The 22,082-nt window shown below is 55.7% G+C and carries 21 protein-coding genes; 13 read left to right on the top strand and 8 right to left on the bottom strand.

Features of this window, described 5'->3' with window-relative positions; all coding sequences use genetic code 11:
- From lpxA to tilS, 9 genes are all read left to right on the top strand, one after another.
- On the top strand, positions 1-789 hold the full coding sequence (gene lpxA / locus GY169_RS19090) for an acyl-ACP--UDP-N-acetylglucosamine O-acyltransferase (RefSeq protein ID WP_064547588.1): 789 nt from the start codon (positions 1-3) through the stop codon (positions 787-789).
- Positions 789-1,937: a lipid-A-disaccharide synthase gene (lpxB, locus tag GY169_RS19085; RefSeq protein ID WP_167576707.1), complete on the top strand. Its 1,149-nt coding sequence runs from the start codon at positions 789-791 to the stop codon at positions 1,935-1,937. The genes lpxA and lpxB overlap by 1 nt, the downstream gene beginning before the upstream one ends.
- The gene (gene rnhB, locus GY169_RS19080; RefSeq protein WP_163447282.1) at positions 1,934-2,530 is read left to right on the top strand and encodes a ribonuclease HII; all 597 of its coding nucleotides are present in this window, start codon (positions 1,934-1,936) and stop codon (positions 2,528-2,530) included. Before lpxB ends, rnhB begins: the two co-directional genes overlap by 4 nt.
- A gap of 36 nt (positions 2,531-2,566) precedes the next feature.
- Positions 2,567-6,049: a DNA polymerase III subunit alpha gene (dnaE, locus tag GY169_RS19075; RefSeq protein WP_163447284.1), complete on the top strand. Its 3,483-nt coding sequence runs from the start codon at positions 2,567-2,569 to the stop codon at positions 6,047-6,049.
- A 12-nt stretch (positions 6,050-6,061) separates the two neighbouring features.
- Positions 6,062-7,021: an acetyl-CoA carboxylase carboxyl transferase subunit alpha gene (gene accA / locus GY169_RS19070; RefSeq protein ID WP_163447286.1), complete on the top strand. Its 960-nt coding sequence runs from the start codon at positions 6,062-6,064 to the stop codon at positions 7,019-7,021.
- Positions 7,022-7,201: 180 nt separating this feature from the next.
- The gene (locus tag GY169_RS19065; RefSeq protein WP_167576705.1) at positions 7,202-8,971 is read left to right on the top strand and encodes a chitinase; all 1,770 of its coding nucleotides are present in this window, start codon (positions 7,202-7,204) and stop codon (positions 8,969-8,971) included.
- Positions 8,972-9,048: 77 nt separating this feature from the next.
- Positions 9,049-11,187 carry a lysine decarboxylase LdcC gene (locus GY169_RS19060; RefSeq protein WP_167576703.1) on the top strand — a complete coding sequence of 713 codons (2,139 nt, stop codon included), beginning with the start codon at positions 9,049-9,051 and terminating at the stop codon, positions 11,185-11,187.
- Between the two features lie 62 nt (positions 11,188-11,249).
- On the top strand, positions 11,250-11,639 hold the full coding sequence (locus GY169_RS19055) for a VOC family protein (RefSeq protein ID WP_167576701.1): 390 nt from the start codon (positions 11,250-11,252) through the stop codon (positions 11,637-11,639).
- A 57-nt stretch (positions 11,640-11,696) separates the two neighbouring features.
- Positions 11,697-13,004 carry a tRNA lysidine(34) synthetase TilS gene (tilS, locus tag GY169_RS19050; RefSeq protein ID WP_167576699.1) on the top strand — a complete coding sequence of 436 codons (1,308 nt, stop codon included), beginning with the start codon at positions 11,697-11,699 and terminating at the stop codon, positions 13,002-13,004.
- A gap of 16 nt (positions 13,005-13,020) precedes the next feature.
- On the opposite strand, the gene rof is transcribed toward tilS, so the two are convergent.
- Together rof and GY169_RS19040 are read right to left on the bottom strand one after the other, a co-directional pair.
- Positions 13,021-13,281: a Rho-binding antiterminator gene (gene rof, locus GY169_RS19045; RefSeq protein ID WP_163447294.1), complete on the bottom strand. Its 261-nt coding sequence runs from the start codon at positions 13,279-13,281 to the stop codon at positions 13,021-13,023.
- The gene (locus tag GY169_RS19040) at positions 13,268-13,468 is read right to left on the bottom strand and encodes a YaeP family protein (RefSeq protein WP_064547602.1); all 201 of its coding nucleotides are present in this window, start codon (positions 13,466-13,468) and stop codon (positions 13,268-13,270) included. Before GY169_RS19040 ends, rof begins: the two co-directional genes overlap by 14 nt.
- A gap of 166 nt (positions 13,469-13,634) precedes the next feature.
- On the opposite strand from GY169_RS19040, the gene GY169_RS19035 reads away from it, so the two are divergent.
- From GY169_RS19035 to nlpE, 3 genes are read left to right on the top strand one after another with little or no spacing between them, the layout of a single operon-like run.
- Positions 13,635-14,180 carry a YaeQ family protein gene (locus GY169_RS19035; protein ID WP_163447296.1) on the top strand — a complete coding sequence of 182 codons (546 nt, stop codon included), beginning with the start codon at positions 13,635-13,637 and terminating at the stop codon, positions 14,178-14,180.
- A complete protein-coding gene (arfB, locus tag GY169_RS19030) occupies positions 14,177-14,590 on the top strand; it encodes an alternative ribosome rescue aminoacyl-tRNA hydrolase ArfB (protein ID WP_065356570.1) in 414 nt (137 codons plus the stop codon). The genes GY169_RS19035 and arfB overlap by 4 nt, the downstream gene beginning before the upstream one ends.
- A 36-nt stretch (positions 14,591-14,626) precedes the next feature.
- Positions 14,627-15,322: an envelope stress response activation lipoprotein NlpE gene (gene nlpE, locus GY169_RS19025; protein WP_167576697.1), complete on the top strand. Its 696-nt coding sequence runs from the start codon at positions 14,627-14,629 to the stop codon at positions 15,320-15,322.
- A gap of 104 nt (positions 15,323-15,426) precedes the next feature.
- Here nlpE and proS read toward each other — a convergent pair whose 3' ends face one another.
- The 6 genes from proS to metN all read right to left on the bottom strand — a co-directional run bounded on the left by proS (position 15,427) and on the right by metN (position 21,014).
- Positions 15,427-17,145 carry a proline--tRNA ligase gene (proS, locus tag GY169_RS19020; RefSeq protein WP_167576695.1) on the bottom strand — a complete coding sequence of 573 codons (1,719 nt, stop codon included), beginning with the start codon at positions 17,143-17,145 and terminating at the stop codon, positions 15,427-15,429.
- Between the two features lie 113 nt (positions 17,146-17,258).
- On the bottom strand, positions 17,259-17,966 hold the full coding sequence (gene tsaA / locus GY169_RS19015; protein WP_163447302.1) for a tRNA (N6-threonylcarbamoyladenosine(37)-N6)-methyltransferase TrmO: 708 nt from the start codon (positions 17,964-17,966) through the stop codon (positions 17,259-17,261).
- The gene (gene rcsF, locus GY169_RS19010; protein WP_064547614.1) at positions 17,966-18,370 is read right to left on the bottom strand and encodes an Rcs stress response system protein RcsF; all 405 of its coding nucleotides are present in this window, start codon (positions 18,368-18,370) and stop codon (positions 17,966-17,968) included. Before rcsF ends, tsaA begins: the two co-directional genes overlap by 1 nt.
- Before the next feature lie 110 nt (positions 18,371-18,480).
- A complete protein-coding gene (metQ, locus tag GY169_RS19005) occupies positions 18,481-19,296 on the bottom strand; it encodes a methionine ABC transporter substrate-binding lipoprotein MetQ (RefSeq protein WP_163447304.1) in 816 nt (271 codons plus the stop codon).
- Positions 19,297-19,336: 40 nt separating this feature from the next.
- Entirely contained in the window at positions 19,337-19,990 is a 654-nt protein-coding gene (locus tag GY169_RS19000; protein ID WP_064547618.1) for a methionine ABC transporter permease MetI, read from the bottom strand.
- Positions 19,983-21,014, bottom strand: coding sequence for a methionine ABC transporter ATP-binding protein MetN (gene metN / locus GY169_RS18995; RefSeq protein ID WP_167576693.1), 1,032 nt, complete (start codon positions 21,012-21,014; stop codon positions 19,983-19,985). Before metN ends, GY169_RS19000 begins: the two co-directional genes overlap by 8 nt.
- Positions 21,015-21,202: 188 nt before the next feature.
- Here metN and gmhB point away from each other — a divergent pair, with 188 nt between their 5' ends.
- Positions 21,203-21,766 (top strand): D-glycero-beta-D-manno-heptose 1,7-bisphosphate 7-phosphatase, encoded by a 564-nt coding sequence (gene gmhB / locus GY169_RS18990; RefSeq protein ID WP_163447308.1) that lies wholly within the window; start codon positions 21,203-21,205, stop codon positions 21,764-21,766.
- Positions 21,767-22,082: the final 316 nt, after the last annotated feature.

Below are 22,082 nucleotides of genomic sequence, written 5' to 3'. Positions count from 1 at the left end.
GTGATTGATAAAACCGCCTTTATCCATCCTACCGCCATTGTGGAAGACGGTGCCGTTATCGGTGCTAACGCCCACATTGGCCCGTTTTGTATTGTGGGACCTAACGTCGAAATTGGCGAAGGTACCGTACTGAAGTCTCACGTTGTGGTTAACGGCCATACTAAAATTGGTCGTGATAACGAGATCTATCAGTTCGCCTCTATCGGGGAGGTTAACCAGGATCTGAAATACGCTGGTGAGCCGACTCGTGTGGAAATTGGCGATCGCAACCGCATTCGCGAAAGCGTCACCATTCACCGTGGCACAGTACAGGGCGGTGGATTGACGAAGGTGGGCAGCGATAACCTGCTGATGATCAACGCCCACGTGGCGCACGATTGTACGGTGGGCGACCGCTGCATCCTTGCCAATAACGCTACCCTTGCCGGACACGTTTCGCTGGATGATTTCGTTATCATCGGCGGCATGACCGCGGTGCACCAGTTCTGCATCATCGGTGCGCACGTGATGGTAGGTGGCTGTTCTGGCGTTGCTCAGGACGTTCCGCCGTACGTTATTGCTCAGGGCAACCACGCGACGCCGTTTGGCGTCAACATCGAAGGTCTGAAGCGCCGTGGCTTTAGCCGCGAAGCGATCACCGCGATTCGCAATGCTTATAAAGCGTTGTACCGCAGTGGCAAAACGCTGGAAGAAGTGAAGCCGGAAATTGCCGAGCTGGCGAAGCAGTATCCGGAAGTTCAGCCCTTTAGCGATTTCTTTGCCCGCTCAACGCGCGGCCTGATTCGTTAATGGCTGAACAGCGTCCCCTGACGATTGCCCTGGTCGCCGGAGAAACCTCCGGCGATATTCTTGGTGCAGGCCTCATTCGCGCTCTCAAGGCGCGAGTTCCTGATGCGCGCTTTGTCGGCGTGGCCGGTCCGTGTATGCAGGCCGAAGGCTGCGAAGCCTGGTACGAGATGGAAGAGCTGGCGGTGATGGGGATCGTGGAAGTGCTGGGGCGTCTGCGTCGCCTGCTGCACATTCGCGCCGATCTCACCCAACGCTTCACTGAACTCAAGCCCGATGTCTTTGTTGGCATTGATGCCCCCGATTTCAACATCACGCTGGAAGGCAACCTCAAAAAGCAGGGGATCAAAACGATCCACTACGTCAGCCCGTCCGTGTGGGCCTGGCGACAAAAACGCGTCTTCAAAATTGGCAGATCCACCAATATGGTGTTGGCTTTCCTGCCTTTTGAAAAAGCGTTTTATGACAAATTTAACGTCCCGTGCCGCTTTATCGGCCACACCATGGCTGATGCCATGCCGTTGGATCCGGATAAAAACGCCGCGCGGGATACGCTGGGTATTGCCCACGATGTCCACTGTCTGGCGATGCTGCCGGGCAGCCGTGGTGCCGAAGTGGAGATGCTCAGCGCCGACTTTTTAAAAACCGCGCAGCTGTTGCGCCAGCAGTACCCCGACCTTGAAGTGGTGGTGCCGCTGGTTAACGCGAAGCGTCGCGAGCAGTTCGAACGTATCAAAGCGGAAGTGGCGCCCGATCTCCACGTGCACATGCTCGGCGGCATGGCGCGCGAGGCGATGATCGCCAGCGACGCGGCGCTGCTGGCCTCAGGCACGGCGGCGCTGGAGTGCATGCTGGCCAAATGTCCGATGGTGGTGGGCTATCGCATGAAACCGTTCACCTTCTGGCTGGCGAAGCGGTTGGTGAAGACCGAGTATGTTTCGCTGCCGAACCTGCTGGCTGGCCGCGAGCTGGTCAAAGAGCTGCTGCAGGATGAGTGTGAGCCGCAGCGGCTGGCCGAGGCGCTACAGCCGCTGCTGGCCAACGGTAAAACCAGCCACGCGATGCACGATACCTTCCGTGAGCTGCATCTGCAAATTCGCTGTAATGCGGATGAACAGGCGGCAGACGCGGTGCTGGAGCTAGCACAATGATTGAATTTGAATATCCCCATACCCATCTTGTGGCGGGTGTGGATGAAGTCGGGCGTGGCCCGCTGGTCGGCGCGGTCGTCACGGCGGCGGTGATCCTCGATCCTGCCCGTCCGATTGTCGGGCTCAACGACTCTAAAAAACTGAGCGAAAAGCGCCGCCTGGCGCTGTTTGACGAAATCAAAGAGAAAGCGCTGTGCTGGAGCCTTGGCCGCGCCGAGCCGCATGAAATTGACGAGCTCAATATTCTGCATGCCACCATGCTGGCGATGCAGCGCGCGGTGGCCGGGCTGGCTATCGTACCGGAATACGTGCTGATTGACGGCAATCGCTGTCCCAAGCTGCCGATGCCGTCGATGGCGGTGGTGAAGGGCGATAGCCGGGTGGCAGAAATCAGCGCCGCGTCTATTCTCGCTAAAGTCACGCGCGATGCGGAAATGGCGGAGCTGGACACGGTGTTTCCACAATACGGTTTTGCCCAGCACAAGGGCTACCCAACCGCTTTTCATCTGGAAAAGTTAGCGCAATATGGCGCAACCGAACATCACCGACGCAGCTTTGCTCCCGTTAAACGCGCACTGGGACTGGCGTCCTGATTCTTGTGTCGAGAATAAGTTAACCGGAATCTAAAGATGGCTGAACCACGTTTTGTGCACCTGCGGGTGCATAGCGACTACTCCATGATTGATGGGCTGGCGAAAACCGGGCCGCTGGTGAAAAAGGCGGCCTCTTTGGGCATGCCTGCGCTGGCGATCACCGATTTTACCAACCTTTGCGGTCTGGTGAAGTTCTACGGGGCAGGCCACGGTGCCGGGATTAAACCGATTGTCGGCGCCGATTTCCATGTGCAGAGCGATCTGCTCGGCGAAGAACTCACCCATTTAACGGTGCTGGCAGCGAACAACCAGGGCTACCAGAACCTGACGCTACTGATCTCCAAAGCCTATCAGCGCGGTTATGGCGCTGCGGGCCCCATTATCGACCGCGACTGGCTGATTGAGCTGAAAGAGGGCTTGATCCTGCTCTCCGGCGGACGTATGGGGGATGTGGGTCGTAGCTTGCTGCGCGGGAATATGGCGCTGGTGGATCAGTGCGTTGATTTTTATGAACAACACTTCCCGAACTGCTATTTTCTTGAGCTGATTCGTACCGGTCGTCAGGATGAAGAATCGTACCTACATGCGGCGGTTGAGCTGGCGGAAAGACGTGGTCTTCCTGTGGTCGCGACCAACGATGTGCGTTTCCTCGAACCGGGAGACTTCGACGCCCACGAGATTCGCGTCGCCATTCATGATGGTTTTACCCTCGACGACCCGAAACGCCCGCGCAACTATTCCGCGCAGCAGTACATGCGCAGCGAAGACGAGATGTGCGAGCTGTTTTCCGATATCCCGGAAGCACTGGAAAATACCGTTGAGATCGCCAAGCGCTGTAACGTCACGGTGCGCCTTGGCGAATATTTCCTGCCGCAGTTCCCGACTGGCGATATGACCACCGAGGACTTCCTCGTAGCGAAATCGAAAGAAGGGCTGGAAGAGCGTCTTGAATTTCTGTTCCCGGATCCGGAAGTGCGCGCTAAGCGTCGTCCTGAATATGATGAGCGTCTGGATGTGGAACTCCAGGTTATCAACCAGATGGGCTTCCCCGGCTACTTCCTGATCGTGATGGAGTTTATCCAGTGGTCCAAGGATAACGGCGTGCCGGTAGGGCCGGGCCGTGGTTCCGGTGCAGGTTCGCTGGTGGCTTATGCGCTAAAAATTACCGATCTCGATCCGCTGGAACTTGACCTGCTGTTCGAACGTTTCCTTAACCCGGAACGTGTTTCGATGCCCGACTTCGACGTCGATTTCTGCATGGAGAAACGCGACCAGGTTATCGAGCACGTGGCCGAGATGTATGGCCGCGATGCGGTATCGCAGATTATTACCTTCGGTACCATGGCGGCAAAAGCGGTTATCCGCGACGTAGGCCGTGTACTGGGGCACCCGTACGGCTTCGTGGACCGTATCTCTAAGCTGGTGCCGCCCGATCCGGGCATGACGCTGGCGAAAGCGTTTGAAGCTGAACCGCAGCTGCCGGAAATTTACGAGGCGGATGAAGAGGTGCGCGCGCTAATCGATATGGCGCGCAAACTGGAAGGTGTGACTCGTAACGCCGGTAAACACGCCGGTGGCGTGGTGATCGCGCCAACCAAAATTACCGACTTTGCGCCGCTTTATTGCGATGAGCAGGGGCTGCATCCGGTAACCCAGTTCGATAAGAACGATGTGGAATACGCGGGGCTGGTGAAGTTCGACTTCCTCGGCCTGCGTACGCTCACCATCATCAACTGGGCGCTGGAGATGATCAACGCCCGCCGCGAGCGCAACGGCGAGCCGCCGCTGGATATCGCGGCCATCCCGCTCGACGATAAGAAAAGCTTCGACATGCTGCAGCGTTCGGAGACCACCGCGGTCTTCCAGCTTGAATCCCGCGGCATGAAAGACCTGATTAAACGCCTGCAGCCTGACTGCTTCGAAGATATGATCGCGCTGGTGGCCCTGTTCCGTCCGGGCCCGCTGCAATCGGGGATGGTAGATAACTTTATTGACCGTAAGCACGGACGTGAAGAGATCTCGTATCCTGACGTGCAGTGGCAGCACGAAAGCCTGAAACCAGTACTGGAACCGACCTACGGCATCATCCTGTACCAGGAACAGGTTATGCAGATTGCCCAGGTGCTTTCTGGCTACACCCTCGGCGGCGCGGATATGCTGCGTCGTGCAATGGGTAAGAAAAAGCCGGAAGAGATGGCCAAGCAGCGCGGTGCGTTCGAGGAAGGAGCGAAAAAGAACGGCATCGACGGCGAACTGGCGATGAAAATCTTTGACCTGGTGGAAAAATTCGCCGGTTACGGGTTTAACAAATCGCACTCCGCGGCCTATGCGCTGGTCTCTTACCAGACGCTGTGGCTGAAGGCGCACTATCCGGCAGAGTTTATGGCGGCGGTGATGACCGCCGATATGGACAACACCGAGAAGGTGGTGGGCCTGGTGGATGAATGCTGGCGCATGGGGCTGAAAATATTGCCGCCAGATATCAATTCCGGTTTATATCATTTCCACGTGAATCATGACGGGGAAATCGTGTATGGTATCGGCGCCATTAAGGGCGTCGGCGAAGGCCCGATTGAAGCGATCATCGAAGCGCGTAATAACGGCGGTTATTTCCGTGAGCTGTTCGACCTGTGCGCCCGTACCGATACCAAAAAGCTGAACCGCCGGGTGCTGGAAAAGCTGATTATGTCCGGGGCGTTCGACCGCCTTGGCCCGCACCGCGCCGCGCTGATGAATTCGCTGGGCGACGCGCTGAAGGCGGCGGATCAGCACGCGAAAGCCGAAGCCATTGGCCAGGCCGATATGTTCGGCGTGCTGGCGGAAGAGCCGGAGCAAATAGAACAATCGTATGCCAACTGTCTGCCGTGGCCGGAGCAGGTGGTATTGGATGGGGAGCGCGAAACGTTAGGTCTGTACCTGACGGGGCACCCGATCAACCAGTATATAAAAGAAATTGAGCGCTATGTCGGCGGGTATCGACTCAAAGACATGCATCCGACGGAACGTGGTAAAGTGACCACGGCCGCGGGGCTCGTGATTGCGGCGCGGGTTATGGTCACCAAGCGCGGCAATCGTATCGGCATCTGTACGCTGGATGACCGTTCCGGACGCCTGGAGGTGATGTTGTTCTCCGAGGCGCTGGAAAAATACCAGCATCTGCTGGAAAAAGACCGCATACTTATCGTCAGCGGACAGGTCAGCTTTGATGACTTCAGCGGCGGCCTTAAAATGATGGCCCGCGAAGTGATGGACATTGACGAAGCCCGGGAAAAATATGCTCGCGGGCTTGCTATCTCGCTGACGGACAGGCAAATTGATGACCAGCTTTTAAACCGACTCCGTCAGTCTCTGGAACCCCATCGTTCGGGAACCATTCCAGTACATCTCTACTATCAGAGGGCGGATGCACGTGCGCGGTTGCGTTTCGGTGCAACCTGGCGTGTCTCTCCGAGCGATCGTTTACTTAACGATCTGCGTGGCCTCATCGGTTCGGAGCAGGTGGAACTGGAGTTTGACTAATACAGGAATACTATGAGTCTGAATTTCCTTGATTTTGAACAGCCGATCGCAGAGCTGGAAGCGAAAATCGATTCTCTGACTGCGGTTAGCCGTCAGGATGAGAAACTGGATATTAATATCGACGAAGAAGTGCATCGTCTGCGTGAAAAAAGCGTAGAACTGACGCGCAAAATCTTTGCCGATCTCGGCGCATGGCAGGTAGCCCAACTGGCGCGCCATCCGCAGCGCCCGTACACCCTGGATTATGTCCGTCTGGCGTTTGATGAATTTGACGAACTGGCAGGCGATCGCGCCTATGCCGACGATAAAGCTATCGTCGGCGGTATCGCTCGTCTGGACGGTCGCCCGGTGATGATCATTGGTCACCAGAAAGGTCGCGAAACCAAAGAGAAGATTCGCCGTAACTTCGGCATGCCGGCGCCGGAAGGTTACCGCAAAGCCCTGCGTCTGATGGAGATGGCTGAGCGCTTCAACATGCCGATTATCACCTTCATCGACACCCCGGGCGCATACCCTGGCGTGGGCGCGGAAGAGCGTGGCCAGTCTGAAGCCATCGCGCGTAACCTGCGTGAGATGTCTCGTCTGAACGTACCGGTCATCTGCACCGTTATCGGCGAAGGCGGCTCCGGCGGCGCGCTGGCGATCGGCGTGGGCGATAAAGTGAATATGCTGCAGTACAGCACCTATTCCGTTATCTCTCCGGAAGGCTGTGCCTCTATTCTGTGGAAGAGCGCCGACAAAGCGCCGCTGGCGGCTGAAGCCATGGGCATCATCGCGCCGCGTCTGAAAGAGCTGAAGCTGATTGATTCCATCATTCCAGAACCGCTGGGCGGCGCCCATCGTAATCCGGAAGCCATGGCGGCATCGCTGAAAGCGCAGCTGCTGGCTGACCTGGCCGATCTCGACGTACTGAGCAAAGAAGATCTGCTCAACCGTCGCTATCAGCGCCTGATGAGCTACGGTTACGCCTGATTACAGACCTCACTTTCTTTTCAAAGGGCCGGATTTTCCGGCCCTTTTTTTATGTGTTATTTGATGATGTGCAAAAGAGGGAATGTGATTAGTGGATGAGGCGCTCCTGCGGCAAAACTGAGGCCACTGCCAGGCATTAAGCCACTACGGGCAGCCTACAAGGAGAAAAGGAGAACAACTATGGCTTCATCTAAAACTGTTACATTAAGCGCCGTGGCCGCAGGGATCATGTTAAGTCTGGGGGCTGCTCATGCGGCGCCGTTGCTGAGCGCGACAGAAGCGACAACCATCAAGGCGAGCGATCTTGCGGCAAAAGAAAAAGCGTTAACCGATTTTCCGCTGATGAACTCGGTAAAATCGTCCATTAAAACGCTCGCTAACAGCGAAGTCGAAAAAATCGCACCGGGCCGGGCGGCAAACCCGGAAAACGTTAAACGAGTCGAGAGCATCCTGACCGAGCAAGATTGGGACTATCTGTTTCCCATGCGTGCGCCGGAATATACCTATTCGAATTTTCTGAAAGCGATTGGTAAATTTCCTGCCGTTTGCGGCACTTATACCGATGGGCGCGACAGCGATGCGATTTGTCGGAAATCGTTGGCTACGATGTTTGCTCACTTTGCCCAGGAGACTGGCGGCCATGAAAGCTGGCGCGATATTCCTGAATGGCGCCAGGCGCTGGTTTATCTGCGTGAAGTGGGCTGGGTTGAAGGCCAGAAAGGCGGCTACAACGGCGAATGTGATCCGAACATCTGGCAGGGGCAAACCTGGCCGTGCGGGAAGGATAAAGATGGTGATTACCTGAGCTATTTCGGTCGCGGGGCCAAGCAGCTTTCCTATAACTACAACTATGGCCCGTTCTCTGATGCGATGTATGACGGCGATGTGCGCCCGCTGCTGGACAAACCGGAGCTGGTGGCCGATACCTGGATGAACCTGGCCAGCGCCGTCTTCTTCTTTGTTTACCCGCAACCGCCGAAACCTTCCATGCTGCATGTTATCGATGGCACATGGCAGCCTAACGACCATGATAAAGCGAACGGCCTCGTTGAAGGGTTTGGCGTCACCATTCAGATTATCAACGGTGGCGTAGAGTGTGGCGGTGCGGATGAAAATGCGCAGTCGCTGAACCGTATTGCTTACTACAAAGAGTTTGCTAACTATCTGAAAGTGCCGATTGCTGACGATGAAGTCCTCGGTTGTAAAAAGATGAAGCAGTTTGATGAAGGTGGCGCTGGGGCTCTGCCGATCTACTGGGAAATGGATTGGGGATGGAGCGCGGAAACCGCCGATGGTAAAACCAACGCCTGTCAGTTAGTGGGCTATCAGACGCCGTACAGCGCCTTTAAAGAAGGTGACTATGCGAAGTGCGTGCAGAAGCACTTTAACGTTAATATCGTTGATGACAGCGGCCAGGCCGATGAACCGTCTGACACCACCGACGATACCACACCGGCTCCTGCCGCTAACGTCGCTCCGGTGGCGCGTATCGCCGGGCCGGTTGGCGCGGTGGATGCAGGCAGCCAGGTTTCGTTAAGCGCGGAAGGCTCCAGCGACGCCAACGGTGATAAGCTCAGCTATACCTGGATGTTGCAGGATGGGCAGACGTTAAGCGGTCAGGATAAATCGGTCGTCACCTTTGCCGCACCGGTTAAGGATCAGGATGCGCAGTATGTGGTTAGCCTGACGGTGAGCGACGGTAGCCTGTCCAGCACCACAACCTACACTCTGAACGTGAAGGCGAAAGCTGCGGAAGGGGATGAGGGTAAGTCGACTGATTACCCAGCCTGGAGCGCAACCCAGACCTGGAAGGCGGGCGAGATCGTGAATAACCACGGTGCGCTCTATCAGTGTAAACCGCTGCCGGAAGGCGCGTGGTGCAACAATGCGCCGACCTACTACGAGCCGGGTGCCGGTTTAGCATGGGGCGATGCGTGGAAAGCGCTGTAAAATGAAGAAATCATGCCAGTGCGGTGCGCTGGCATGATTGCTGTTATGCTTTTACCTGGATTGTCCAGGAGGGAAGCATGAATATCATCGCGATTATGGGCCCGCACGGCGTCTATTACAAAGACGAGCCAATCAAGGAACTGGAGAGTGCGCTACAGGCGCAGGGCTTCAAAATTATCTGGCCGCAAAACAGTGCCGACCTGCTGAAGTTTATCGAGCACAACCCGCGCATCTGCGGGGTTATTTTTGACTGGGACGAATACAGCGTCGATCTCTGCGGAGAGATAAACCAGCTCAATGAATATCTGCCGCTTTACGCTTTTATCAATAACCACTCGACGATGGACGTCAGCGCGCATGACATGCGCATGGCGCTGTGGTTTTTCGAGTATGCGTTGGGGCAGGCCAGCGATATTGCAACTCGCATCCGTCAATACACAGATGAATACCTCGATAACATTACGCCGCCGTTCACCAAAGCGTTATTTACCTATGTGAATGAGGGAAAGTATACCTTTTGTACGCCGGGGCATATGGGCGGTACGGCCTATCAGAAAAGCCCGGTAGGCTGCCTGTTTTATGATTTCTTCGGGGCCAATACGCTAAAGGCCGATGTGTCTATTTCGGTGACTGAACTGGGGTCGTTACTTGACCATAGCGGCCCGCATCTTGAGGCGGAAGAGTATATCGCCCGCACCTTTGGCGCCGAGCAGAGCTATATGGTGACTAATGGCACCTCTACCTCGAATAAAATTATTGGTATGTATGCGGCGCCTGGCGGCAGCACGTTACTGATTGACCGCAACTGCCATAAGTCGTTGGCGCACCTGCTGATGATGAGCGATGTTGTGCCGCTGTGGCTCAAGCCGACGCGTAACGCGCTGGGTATTCTCGGCGGGATCCCGAAACGGGAGTTTACTCGCGACAGCCTCCAGCGGAAGGTGGAGGCCACCGACGGTGCGCAGTGGCCGGTGCATGCGGTGATCACTAACTCCACCTATGACGGTCTGCTGTATAACACCAACTGGATTAAACAGACGCTCGATGTTCCGTCGATTCACTTTGATTCCGCCTGGGTGCCCTATACCCACTTCCACCCCATTTACCAGGGGAAAAGCGGCATGAGCGGCGAGCGCGTGCCGGGAAAAGTGTTCTTTGAAACTCAGTCGACCCACAAGATGCTGGCGGCGCTGTCGCAGGCATCATTAATCCACATTAAGGGCGACTATGATGAAGACACCTTCAACGAAGCCTTTATGATGCACACCTCGACGTCACCGAGCTATCCGATCGTGGCGTCAATCGAGACCGCCGCGGCCATGCTGCGCGGTAATCCCGGACGTCGACTGATCAATCGCTCGGTCGAACGCGCGCTGCACTTCCGTAAAGAGGTACAGCGGCTGCGAGAAGAGTCGGACAGCTGGTTCTTTGATATCTGGCAGCCGGAAGAGATTGATGAAGCTGAGTGCTGGCCGGTGTCGCCAGGAGAGGACTGGCACGGTTTCAGCGACGCCGATACCGATCATATGTTCCTCGATCCGGTGAAGGTTACGATCCTCACGCCAGGCATGGACGAGCAGGGCAATATGAGCGACGAAGGGATCCCGGCGGCGCTGGTGGCAAAATACCTCGACGAGCATGGTGTAGTGGTGGAGAAAACCGGGCCGTATAACCTGTTGTTCTTGTTCAGCATCGGTATTGATAAAACCCGAGCGATGGGGCTGCTGCGTGGGCTCACGGAGTTTAAGCGCGCCTACGATTTGAACCTACGGGTGAAGAACATGCTGCCGGATCTCTATGCTGAGGATCCTGACTTCTACCGCCATATGCGCATTCAGGATCTGGCGCAAGGGATCCACCGCCTGATTCGTCAGCACGATCTTCCGCGATTGATGCTGCGGGCTTTTGACGTGCTGCCGGAGATGAAGCTGACACCACATCGCGCATGGCAACAACAAATTAAAGGCGAGGTGGAAACGGTGGCGCTGGAAGAGCTGGTTGGGCGCGTTTCGGCGAACATGATTCTGCCGTATCCACCGGGCGTGCCGCTGTTGATGCCGGGGGAAATGATCACCGAGGAGAGCCGTTCCGTGCTCGATTTCCTGCTGATGCTTTGTTCCATTGGACGACATTATCCGGGCTTTGAAACCGATATCCACGGTGCAAAACGCGATGAAAACGGCGTCTACCGCGTTAGAGTCCTAAAAAACGGCTGAGGGCTTGCATGATAACGTCCTGCGCGGGTAACGTGCTGAGAAACGGTTAACGGAGTAAAACCATGCTGGGGTTAAAACAGATTCACCATATTGCTATCATCGCCGCCGACTACGCGAAGAGTAAGGCCTTCTACTGCGACATCCTTGGCTTTACGCTGCAAAGCGAAGTCTATCGTGAAGCGCGCGATTCGTGGAAAGGTGACCTGGCGCTGAATGGCCAGTATGTGATTGAGTTGTTTTCCTTCCCGTTTCCCCCCGAGCGCCCAAGTCGCCCGGAGGCGTGTGGATTGCGCCACCTGGCGTTCAGCGTAGAGGATATCGATGCCGCTGTGGCGCATCTGGAAGCCCACGGCGTTGCCTGTGAGGCGATTCGCATCGATCCGTACACCGACAAGCGATTCACCTTTTTCAACGATCCTGACGGCCTGCCGCTGGAGCTTTACCAGCAGTAAGGCTTGTCATCAGCCGCCCGGCCCGGTAACGTGCCGGGCGATACTTTTCACGATGATATGACAATGACGCCTTCTTCCCTTGTGCAGCAACTCTCTCCGCATCGCCAGTTTCTGGTCGCGTTCAGCGGCGGTCTCGACTCGACGGTGCTGTTGCATCAACTGGTTTGCTGGCGGCGACAGGAGCCGGGCATTTCCCTACGGGCTATCCACATTCATCATGGCATCAGCCAGAATGCCGACAGCTGGGTTGAGCACTGCCAGCAGCTGTGCGCAGAGTGGCAGGTACCGCTGGTGGTCGAACGCGTCACGCTGAGGCAGAGTGGCGCAGGGCTCGAAGCCGAGGCCCGAGCGGCGCGCTATCAGGCTTTCCGTGAAGCGCTGTTGCCCGGAGAAGTACTGCTGACGGCGCAGCACCTCGATGACCAGAGCGAGACGTTGCTGCTGGCGCTTAAGCGCGGTAGTGGGCCTGCCGGACTATCGGCGATGCCGGTGAGCGCGACGTTTGCCGATACACAGCTGATCCGCCCTTTGTTGCATGAAACTCGCGCCACGCTGCTGCTGTGGGCACAGCGTTACGGACTGCGCTGGATTGAAGATGAGAGCAATCAGGACGACGCCTACGACCGCAACTTCCTGCGTCTACGCGTCTTGCCGCTGCTGAATGCCCGCTGGCCGCACTTTGCCGAAGCGGCAGCGCGTAGCGCGGCGCTGTGCGGGGAGCAGGAACAGCTGCTGGATGAGCTGCTGGCCGACGAGCTGTCGCTGCTGCTTGACGAAAACGGCTCGCTGGCGATTGACCCTCTGGTCAGCATGAGTGGGCCGAAACGCGCCGCGCTGCTGCGCCGCTGGTTGGCCGGGCTGGGGGCAACGATGCCGTCGCGGGAAATGCTGACTCGGCTGTGGCAGGAGGTGGCACTTGCGCGTGAAGATGCCTCGCCGTGCCTGCGTCTCGGCGATTTTGACGTTCGTCGCTTTCAGCAACGTTTGTGGTGGGTCAAAGCGCTGCCAGGGCAAACGGATAGCGAAATCGTGTGGCAAAATTTACGCGCGCCGCTGGTATTACCGGACGGTCTTGGGCAGGTCTTTTTGTCGCCGGGCGGCGATATTCGTCCACCGCATGCCAGCGAACCGGTTACGATTCGTTTTAAAGCGCCGGGGATGCTGCATATCGTAGGCCGTCACGGCGGACGCAAGCTGAAGAAAATCTGGCAGGAGCTGGGCGTGCCCCCCTGGCTGCGTGATACCACACCGCTGCTGTTTTACGGCGATACGCTGATTGCCGCCGCAGGGCGATTTGTCACACGAGATGGTGGCTGTGAAGCGGGAGAAGGGGTACGTCTGGGCTGGCAGAAAACGGGCAGCTAAGCTGCCCGTTTCTTAATTATGATTCACTGACCACCACGGTGCCGATTTGCGGGTGGCTGAAGCTGGTTATCCGATCAAGACGCAGCTCGCGCAGATCGCCCGCGCTGTCGACAACCAGATATTCCACGTTCTTGCGTGATAACAGGTCGTGAGCTTTGGCTTGCAGCACTTCGCCATCTTTCAGCTCCAGCGAGAGGACGAGGTGGTGCTGGCAGGCAAGCTCAAGATTGTCATAGTCATCACAGTTGATGGGTTGATAAGTATCATTCATTGACATAATCGCTCACCAGTAAGTTTGCCGCCGCATACGCGGCTTTTTCCCTGACTGACTCAGAAATGGCGTCATCCGCCGCAACTTCGTTCAAAACTTTCAGTACACAGCCTAGCGCATCCGGGATATACCCTAAATCACCGCTCGCGATTTCCGCGTAGCGTTGGCGAATCAACTCACAATAGTTGCCCACATGCCCTCCTGTCAGCGCTTCAATTAAGCCTATGAAGATAATCTCTGTTTAGCAAGGTGACTATATCACACTCATTTAAGCATTATCAGCGGGATGAGCGGCGGCAGACGGGCCTTTTGGCGCTGATTTCGTTACAATGACCACCATTTTTTTCAGGAGTTTAGCCATGGCGCTGAAAGCAACGATTTATAAAGCAGTGGTCAACGTCGCCGATCTCGACCGTAGTCAGTTTCTGGACGCGTCGTTAACCCTCGCGCGCCACCCATCCGAAACCCAGGAGCGCATGATGCTGCGTCTTCTGGCGTGGATTAAGTATGCTGACGAACGTCTGCAGTTTACCCGCGGCCTCTCTTCGGACGACGAGCCGGAGGTGTGGCTGCGCAACGATCATTTGGGTATCGATCTGTGGATTGAGCTGGGGCTGCCGGATGAGCGGCGGATCAAAAAAGCCTGTAGCCTGGCGCAGGAGGTGGCGCTGTTCACCTATAATAGTCGTGCTGCGGAGATTTGGTGGCAGCAGAACCAGAGCAAAATGGCGGGCTTTAAAAACCTGAGTATCTGGTATCTTGACGATGAACAGCTGGCGAAGCTCAGCGCGTTTGCCGAGCGCACGATGACGCTGCAAGCGACGATTCAGGAAGGGGCAATCTGGTTATCGGATGCTCAGAATAATCTGGAAATTCACCTGACGCCGTGGCAGACGCGGGCATGATTACGCTTTCCCGGCAGGTGAGCATCCCGGATGATGAACTGACGATTACCGCCATCCGGGCGCAGGGCGCGGGCGGGCAGCATGTGAATAAGACCTCCACGGCGATTCACCTGCGTTTTGACATTCGCGCCTCCAGCCTGCCGGAGTATTATAAAGAGCGCCTGCTCGCCGCCAGCCACCACTTAATTTCTGCTGACGGTGTGATTATCATTAAGGCGCAGGAATACCGTAGCCAGGAGATGAATCGCGAAGCGGCGATTGCCAGGCTGGTGGCAGTGATCCAGACGTTAACGACAGAACAAAAAAGCCGACGCCCTACGCGCCCAACCCGCGCGTCGAAAGAGCGGCGGCTGAATTCAAAAGCGCAGAAATCTTCAGTGAAGTCCATGCGCGGGAAAGTTCGCTATTAAGCCGGACGTGGATGTAATAAGTATAAGGAATTGAGGGTGAAAAAAGCGATATTGGCCATTGCGGCCACGGGGATGCTGTTTGGGTTATTCGGATGCAACCATTCTGAAGTGACCACCGTCAAGCCGACGCAGCCAGCAGAATTAACCCCTATGCAGCAAAGCTGGCGCGGTGTTCTGCCGTGCGCAGATTGCGAAGGCATTGAGACCTCATTGTTCCTCGAGAAGGACGGTACCTGGGTGATGAACGAGCGCTATCAGGGCGTCAGCCGTGAGCCGTCATCGTTTGGCTCGTACGGTACCTGGGCGCGCACCGCCGATAAGCTGGTGTTGACCGACAGCCAGGGGGAGAAGTCTTACTACCGGGCGAAGGGTGACAAGCTGGAGATGCTTGACCGCGAGGGTAACCCCATCGAATCGACGCTGAACTATACGCTGGAACCGGTTAAAGCAAGCCTGCCAACCACGCCGATGGCAATGCGCGGGATGTATTTCTACATGGCAGACGCGGCCACCTTTACCGACTGTGCTACCGGGCAGCGCGTGGCGGTCGTGAATAACGCCCAACTGGAGCGCGATTATGCGGCTGCAAAAGGCGGCGAGAACAAACCGATTCTGCTGGTGGTCGAAGGGCACTTTACCGTTGAGGCTAATCCGGATACCGGCGCGATGGTGAAGACTTTGGCGACCGATAAAGGCGCGAAGTTTGTGCCAGGTAAGGATTGCGGCAACTAATAAAAAGGCCTCGCATCATGCGAGGCCTTCGTTTTTTTGCCGGATGATCCGGCAAAGGTTATCCGGGAATTCCCGGCGTCGCTTCGCTCAGCCGGGGTTCGCGATTAGCCTTTAATGGCTTTCACCAGGTAATCGACGATGTCGCCGGTTTTAATCAGCTGCTTCTCGCCGTTACGACGGTATTTGTATTCGATATCGTCGTTGTCGAGGTTACGGTCGCCCAGCACGATGGTGTGCGGAATACCAATCAGCTCCATATCGGCGAACATCACGCCCGGACGCTCTTTACGGTCGTCCATCAGCACTTCGATACCCTGCGCACGCAGTTCAGCGTACAGCTTCTCTGCCAGTTCCTGCACGCGGTAGGATTTGTGCATGTTCATCGGCAGAATCGCTACCTGGAACGGCGCGATGGCGTCTGGCCATACGATGCCGCGGTCGTCAAAGTTCTGCTCGATAGCCGCAGCCACGACGCGAGTCACCCCGATACCGTAGCAGCCCATGGTCAGGATCTGGTTACGGCCATCTTCGCCCTGTACGGAGGCTTTCATCGCTTCTGAGTACTTGGTACCCAGCTGGAAGATGTGGCCCACTTCGATACCGCGTTTGATCATCAGCGTGCCTTTGCCATCCGGGCTCGGATCGCCAGCGACCACGTTACGGATGTCCGCCACTTCTGGGGTAGCGACGTCGCGATCCCAGTTGATGCCGAAGTAGTGCTTACCGTCGACGTTTGCGCCAGCGGCGAAGTCGCTCATTGCCGCAACGGTGCGGTCAATAACGGTTGGAATTGGCAGGTTGACCGGGCCGAGAGAGCCTGGACCTGCATTCACCAGCGCACGAATTTCTGCTTCGGTGGCAAAAGTCAGCGGAGCCGCAACCTGTGGCAGTTTTTCCGCTTTCACTTCGTTCAGCTCGTGATCGCCGCGAACCAGCAGCGCAACCAGCGGAGACTTGCTGCCTTCTACCGCTTTAACCAGCAACGTTTTCACGGTTTTCTCGATTGGCAGGTTGAACTGCTCAACCAGCTCGGCGATGGTTTTGGCGTTTGGCGTATCGACCAGCGTCATTTCCTGGGTTGCTGCCGCGCGCGGCTCTTTCGGCGCCAGCGCTTCTGCGAACTCGATGTTTGCCGCGTAGTCGGAAGAGTCAGAGAAGATCACATCATCTTCGCCGCTCTGCGCCAGCACCTGGAATTCATGGGAGGCGCTACCGCCGATAGAACCGGTGTCAGCCTGTACAGCACGGAAATCCAGGCCCATGCGGCTGAAGATTTTGCTGTATGCCGCGTACATCGCGTCGTAAGTCTCTTGCAGAGATTCCTGAGAAGTATGGAAAGAGTAGGCGTCTTTCATCAGGAACTCACGGGAGCGCATCACGCCAAAACGTGGACGGACTTCGTCACGGAATTTGGTCTGGATCTGATAGAAGTTCAGCGGCAGCTGTTTGTAAGAGCTCAGCTCGTTACGAATCAGGTCGGTGATCACTTCTTCGTGCGTCGGGCCGAGGACGAACGGACGATCGCCACGGTCAGCAATACGCAGCAGTTCCGGACCATACTGTTCCCAACGGCCACTCTCTTCCCACAGTTCGGAAGGCTGAACTACCGGCATTAACACCTCGATCGCACCGGCGTTGTTCATCTCTTCACGCACGATGTTTTCGACTTTTTTCAGGACGCGCACGCCGGTCGGCAGCCAGGTGTATAACCCGGAGGCCAGCTTGCGGATCATCCCGGCGCGCAGCATCAGCTGATGGCTGATAACCTCGGCGTCGGCAGGTGTCTCCTTCAGAGTGGAGAGCAGGTATTGGCTAGTACGCATGTTGTTACGATTCCAGTTGGACGATTGAACAGGCTCAAGACGAGCCTGGCACAAAACAAAAGTGGTTTAGTTTACCAGCGAGAAAGGGATGTCAAAAGAGTGCGCGGCGCAAATTACCGGGCTTCGAGGGCAAAGACCTCAAATCCTGATGCTGTTACGCGCCAGCGGACGTTAAAGTCCAGCAGCCAGACCGCGTAGGTTTTGCCTTCTTCCTCATTTTTACGGTAGGCAGGACGCGGATCCTGCGCCAGCACTTCGGCAATAAACTGACGAAGGCGCGGGTAACGTTTTTCCAGCCCGAGCAACTGCTGGGCGATTTCCTCGCTGAAGGTGACGTTAATATCGGCCTGTGGCGCGTCCTGCGCATAGCTAGCGCGCGCTTCCGGCAGCGATTCGGCAAAGGGCAGATACGGTTTAATATCTACCACCGGCGTGCCATCGACGAGGTCAAGCCCGCCAAGTTCAAGAATCACCTGTTCTTTATGGCAGCGGATACCACGCAGTTCGACCAACGACATCCCAATTGGGTTAGGGCGGAAGGTCGAGCGCGTTGCAAACACGCCCATTCTCGCGTTGCCGCCCAGACGAGGAGGGCGAACGGTGGGGCGCCAGCCGCCTTCCATCGTTTGATGGAAGACAAACAACACCCACAAATGGCTGAAAGCCTCCAGACCGCGCACCGCGTCGGCCTGGTTGTAGGGGGCGACCAGATGCAGCTCGCCGCTACAGCTTTTAACCAGCCCCGGCTGGCGAGGCACGGCAAACTTCTCTTTATAAGGAGAGCGAATAACGCCGATTTGCGCGAATGAGAAGGTGCTCATTACTTCGCGGAAACGTTGAGCGCAGACCCGACGCAGACCGCCTGACGGTAGCAGCCCGGCGTGCCGCTCGTCACTTCACAGCTGTGCAGCAGTACTGCGTTCGCTTTCATTTTCGACGCGTTAATTTGCATGCGTTTGCGCGCGGTTGGGATATTCGGCGGTGAATCCTGATTGGTTGCCTGGCAAGATTCGCCCGACACCTCGCCCAGATCGCGGAACGGCTTACCGACCAGATCTTCAGCGTTGGTAATAATTCGTACCGGCGTTGCGCGTGGCGCCTTCGGTTTCGCGGTCTCCGTTTTGACGGGGGTCGCAGTGCTTTGAACGGGTTCAACGGGAGATCTGTTTAGCATGGAGCAGCCGCCTAACAGGAGCGCTAATAAACAGACCGGTAAAGCACGCATAGTAATTCCTCTATAAAGGGTAGACCAGGGGGCTATTGAATCAGGTGCTTGCATAAATGACAAGACGGGCATGTGCCCGTCTTGAAAGATACTGCTTAGCGGTAAGACAATTACCAGCCTTTAACAGCGCCGCCATTGAAGATTTTGTTCGCCGCTTCGTAAACTTCGTCAGACTGGTATGCCTGAACGAATTTCTTCACGTTTTCCGCGTCTTTGTTGTCTTCGCGAGTGACAATCAGGTTCACATACGGAGACTCTTTACCTTCCACGAAGATACCGTCTTTCGCCGGGGTCAGGTTGATCTGGCTGGCGTAGGTGGTGTTAATGACGGCCAGCGCAATCTGCGCATCGTCCAGTGAGCGCGGCAGCTGCGGAGCTTCCAGTTCAACAATCTTCAGATTTTTTGGGTTCTCTACGATATCCAGAGAGGTCGGCAGCAGACCAACGCCGTCTTTCAGTTTGATAAGCCCCTGTGCCTGCAGCAGCAACAGAGTACGGCCCAGGTTAGTTGGATCGTTAGGCACGGCAATCTGGTCGCCCGCTTTCAGTTCATCCAGAGATTTGATTTTCTTCGAGTAGCCAGCAATCGGGTAAACGAAGGTATTACCCACGGATACCAGTTTGTAACCACGGTCTTTGATCTGCTGATCGAGGTACGGTTTGTGCTGGAAGGCGTTGGCGTCAATGTCGCCTTTGCTCAGCGCTTCGTTCGGCAGTACGTAATCGTTGAAGGTAACCAGCTCAACGTCCAGACCGTATTTCTCTTTTGCTACTTTCTGTGCAACTTCAGCAACCTGCTGTTCTGCGCCGACGATCACGCCGACTTTGATGTGGTTTGGATCTTTCTCGTCCTGGCCGCAACCAACAAGTGCCAGAGAACCAATCAGGGCCCCAACTGCCGCAAAGGTTTTAAAATTGAACGCCATGCTTATTTCCTTAAACTTTTAAGTTGTGTTGTGTGTAACGCTATTTATGAGTCACTGCCCGGACGATACGATCGCCAGATAGTTGAATTAAATAAACCAGAACGACCAGCAATACCAGCACTGTATTCATCACGACCGCATTATAACCAATGTAGCCGTACTGATAGCCAATCTGGCCCAGGCCGCCAGCGCCCACGGCACCGCCCATCGCGGAGTAACCAACCAGCGTAATCAGCGTAATGGTTGCCGCATTCACCAGGCCCGGGAGGGCTTCCGGCAGCAGAACTTTACGGATGATTTGCATCGGTGTTGCGCCCATTGCGCGGGAAGCTTCAATCAGCCCGGTCGGGATCTCCAGCAGGGCGTTTTCCACCATACGGGCGATAAACGGCGCGGCGCCCACGGTCAACGGAACAATCGCCGCCTGCAGACCAATGGAGGTGCCCACAATCACGCGGGTAAATGGAATCATCCACACCAGCAGGATAATGAACGGAATGGAACGGAAGATATTCACTAGCGCAGAGAGAATGCGGTAAAGCTTGCCGTTCTCAATGATTTGTCCCGGACGTGTCGTATAAAGCAGCACGCCAACCGGCAAACCAATCACGAAACCGAAAAAGCCTGACACAAACGTCATGGCCAGCGTTTCCCAGACGCCGCGCGCCAGTAACCACATCATGGCCTCAGACATAACCCAATACCTCTACTTTTACATGGTGTTGCTGCAGCCAGGCGATGGCCGCTTGCGTATCTTCAGGTGTACCGTGCATTTCGGTCAGCATGATGCCGAACTTCACGCCGCCCGCGTAATCCATCTGCGCGCTAATAATGTTGTTATTCACGTTAAAGCGACGCGCGGTTTCTGACAGCAGCGGGGCGTCTACCGAATGACCTGTAAACTCCATGCGCAGCATGGGAACGCTATCAGCGGACTGAGTGTCTTTCAGACGTGCCAGGTAGTCTTCTGGAATATCCAGATGCAGTGTGGACTGAATGAACTGCTGCGCCAGCGGCGTTTTCGGATGAGAGAAGACTTCACTCACCGTATCCTGTTCGATCAGCTCACCGTTGCTAATCACGGCGACGCAGTCACAGATACGCTTAACAACATCCATTTCGTGGGTGATAAGCAGAATAGTCAGGCCCAGACGACGGTTAATGTCTTTCAGCAGTTCGAGAATAGAACGCGTGGTGGCTGGATCCAGCGCGCTGGTGGCTTCATCACACAGCAACACCTTGGGGTTGCTGGCCAGAGCACGGGCAATCGCCACGCGCTGTTTCTGTCCGCCGGACAGGTTTGCCGGATAGCTGTCGTGCTTATCGCCCAGACCGACGAGATCCAGCAGCTCGGTGACCCGGCGCTTGATTTCTTCTTTCGGCATATTGTCGAGTTCCAGAGGCAGCGCGACGTTGCCAAATACCGTGCGAGATGAGAGCAGGTTAAAGTGCTGGAAGATCATGCCAATCTGGCGGCGTGCTTTGGTCAGTGCCGACTCAGATAATGAAGTCAGTTCCTGGCCGCCGACCTGAACGCTGCCTTCGGTCGGGCGTTCAAGCAGGTTAACGCAACGAATGAGCGTACTTTTACCTGCGCCGGATGCGCCAATGACGCCGTAAATTTGTCCCGCAGGCACGTGCAGGCTAACGTTGTTTAGTGCCTGAATCGTGCGGTGGCCCTGCTGGAACACCTTGGTGATATTCGAAAGTTTAATCATTAGATTTTTTATTATCAGTTAGGAGTTATCCGCGGCATTTTCTTCTGCCCTGGACGGGCGATGACCGTCAACAAAACGGATGTTAAGGCATCTAGACGTCTAAATCAATCTGATTTATGCGATCGACGCTTTCTTGCCTGGCGAAACATGCGATACTAAGGGCACATGCCTTATTCAGGAGCAACACGGTGGCAAAGTCCGTACCCGCTATTTTTCTCGATCGTGATGGCACGATTAATGTCGATCATGGCTACGTTCATGAAATAGATGAGTTTGAGTTTATCGATGGCGTCATTGACGCGATGCGTGAATTAAAAGAAATGGGCTATGCCCTGGTGTTGGTGACTAACCAATCGGGTATTGCTCGCGGGAAGTTTACTGAAGCGCAGTTTGAAACGCTGACGGAATGGATGGACTGGTCGCTGGCCGACCGTGGTGTCGATCTCGATGGTATCTACTATTGTCCGCACCACCCGCAGGGAACGGTAGAAGAGTATCGTCAGGTATGCGACTGTCGCAAACCGCATCCAGGTATGTTGAAGTCGGCGCAGGAATATCTGCACATTGATATGGCTTCTTCTTATATGGTTGGCGATAAAATTGAAGACATGCTGGCAGCCGCAGCGGCGAATGTCGGTACAAAAGTGCTGGTGCGCACCGGTAAGCCGGTGACGGAAGAAGCGGAGAAAGCGGCAGATTGGGTGATTAATAGCCTGGCAGACCTGCCTGCGGCCATCAAAAAGCAGAAATAATCGACGAAAAGGCGAAAAGGTGAGCGGTTGAAAGAAAAATGCATTTTCCCTCTTGTCAGCCAGAAATAACTCCCTATAATGCGCTCCCACTGACACGGAACAACGGCAAACAAGCCGCCGGGTCAGCGAGGTTCTCCTGAGAATCTCGACAGAGAAAAGCGAAATTAAACGCTTGACTCTGAAAGAGGAAAGCGTAATATACGCCACCTCGCGACGGTGAGCTGCAAGCCGCGTCGCAACTGCTCTTTAACAATTTATCAGACAATCTGTGTGGGCACTCGAAGATACGGATTCTTAACGTCGCAAGACGAAAAAT

It is taken from the genome of Kluyvera genomosp. 3 (assembly GCF_011765685.1).
In the GTDB taxonomy this organism is placed as follows: domain Bacteria; phylum Pseudomonadota; class Gammaproteobacteria; order Enterobacterales; family Enterobacteriaceae; genus Kluyvera; species Kluyvera georgiana_A.
Note: the sequence above shows the minus strand (reverse complement) of the source record. Positions and strands in the feature narration are given on the sequence as shown.

What these genes read in the sequence shown, in the direction of transcription:
- lpxB (WP_167576707.1), top strand. Translation starts at nt 789, where the DNA reads ATGGCTGAACAGCGTCCCCTGACGATTGCCCTGGTCGCCGGAGAAACC.
- rnhB (WP_163447282.1), top strand. Translation starts at nt 1,934, where the DNA reads ATGATTGAATTTGAATATCCCCATACCCATCTTGTGGCGGGTGTGGAT.
- dnaE (WP_163447284.1), top strand. Translation starts at nt 2,567, where the DNA reads ATGGCTGAACCACGTTTTGTGCACCTGCGGGTGCATAGCGACTACTCC.
- accA (WP_163447286.1), top strand. Translation starts at nt 6,062, where the DNA reads ATGAGTCTGAATTTCCTTGATTTTGAACAGCCGATCGCAGAGCTGGAA.
- GY169_RS19065 (WP_167576705.1), top strand. Translation starts at nt 7,202, where the DNA reads ATGGCTTCATCTAAAACTGTTACATTAAGCGCCGTGGCCGCAGGGATC.
- GY169_RS19060 (WP_167576703.1), top strand. Translation starts at nt 9,049, where the DNA reads ATGAATATCATCGCGATTATGGGCCCGCACGGCGTCTATTACAAAGAC.
- GY169_RS19055 (WP_167576701.1), top strand. Translation starts at nt 11,250, where the DNA reads ATGCTGGGGTTAAAACAGATTCACCATATTGCTATCATCGCCGCCGAC.
- tilS (WP_167576699.1), top strand. Translation starts at nt 11,697, where the DNA reads ATGACAATGACGCCTTCTTCCCTTGTGCAGCAACTCTCTCCGCATCGC.
- rof (WP_163447294.1), bottom strand. Translation starts at nt 13,281, where the DNA reads ATGTCAATGAATGATACTTATCAACCCATCAACTGTGATGACTATGAC.
- GY169_RS19035 (WP_163447296.1), top strand. Translation starts at nt 13,635, where the DNA reads ATGGCGCTGAAAGCAACGATTTATAAAGCAGTGGTCAACGTCGCCGAT.
- arfB (WP_065356570.1), top strand. Translation starts at nt 14,177, where the DNA reads ATGATTACGCTTTCCCGGCAGGTGAGCATCCCGGATGATGAACTGACG.
- proS (WP_167576695.1), bottom strand. Translation starts at nt 17,145, where the DNA reads ATGCGTACTAGCCAATACCTGCTCTCCACTCTGAAGGAGACACCTGCC.
- tsaA (WP_163447302.1), bottom strand. Translation starts at nt 17,966, where the DNA reads ATGAGCACCTTCTCATTCGCGCAAATCGGCGTTATTCGCTCTCCTTAT.
- rcsF (WP_064547614.1), bottom strand. Translation starts at nt 18,370, where the DNA reads ATGCGTGCTTTACCGGTCTGTTTATTAGCGCTCCTGTTAGGCGGCTGC.
- metQ (WP_163447304.1), bottom strand. Translation starts at nt 19,296, where the DNA reads ATGGCGTTCAATTTTAAAACCTTTGCGGCAGTTGGGGCCCTGATTGGT.
- GY169_RS19000 (WP_064547618.1), bottom strand. Translation starts at nt 19,990, where the DNA reads ATGTCTGAGGCCATGATGTGGTTACTGGCGCGCGGCGTCTGGGAAACG.
- metN (WP_167576693.1), bottom strand. Translation starts at nt 21,014, where the DNA reads ATGATTAAACTTTCGAATATCACCAAGGTGTTCCAGCAGGGCCACCGC.